The 779-nt window shown below is 66.0% G+C and carries 1 protein-coding gene; it reads left to right on the top strand.

The window, feature by feature from the left end; translation table 11 throughout:
* On the top strand, positions 1-779 hold a 779-nt coding region (locus ACTIFP_RS17660), incomplete at both ends, for an electron transfer flavoprotein subunit alpha/FixB family protein (protein ID WP_439569986.1).

The raw sequence follows: 779 nt of genomic DNA, 5'->3' as shown, positions 1-779 counted from the left end.
GCGTCGAAGCTCGGCGAAGTCCATCTGCTCGTCGCCGGTTCGGGCGTCGATGCGGTCGCCAAGGAAGCCGCGCAGATTGCCGGCGTCGGCAAGGTGCATGTCGCCGACAATGCCGCTTTCGGTCACAATCTTCCCGAAAATATCGCGCCGCTCGTCGCCGACCTGATGGGCAGCCACGACGCGTTCCTTGCACCTGCGACGACCACCGGCAAGAATATCGCGCCGCGCGTCGCTGCGCTGCTCGACGTGATGCAGATTTCGGAAATCCTGTCGGTCGAGGGTCCGAAGACCTTCACCCGCCCGATCTACGCCGGCAACGCGATTGCGACCGTCGAAAGCTCGGACGCGAAGCTGGTCCTCACCGTCCGCGGCACCGCGTTCGAAAAGGCTGCCACCTCGGGCGGTTCGGGCACGGTCGAAGCCGTGGGCGCGGGCGGCGACGCCGGCCTCTCGAGCTTCGTCGGCGCCGAAATCGCCAAGTCGGAGCGTCCCGAGCTCACCTCGGCGAAGATCATCGTGTCGGGTGGCCGTGCGCTGGGTTCGAGCGAGAAGTACGAGGAAGTCATCGTGCCGCTCGCCGACAAGCTCGGCGCCGCGCTCGGTGCTTCGCGCGCCGCGGTCGATGCGGGCTATGTCCCCAACGACTATCAGGTCGGCCAGACCGGCAAGATCGTCGCGCCGCAGGTCTATTTCGCGATCGGCATCTCGGGCGCGATCCAGCATCTCGCCGGCATGAAGGATTCGAAGACGATCGTCGCGATCAACAAGGACGAAGACGC

The sequence above is a fragment of the Sphingopyxis sp. genome, assembly GCF_051861155.1.
Taxonomy (GTDB): domain Bacteria; phylum Pseudomonadota; class Alphaproteobacteria; order Sphingomonadales; family Sphingomonadaceae; genus Sphingopyxis.
This window is presented reverse-complemented; position numbering and strand designations above follow the sequence as displayed.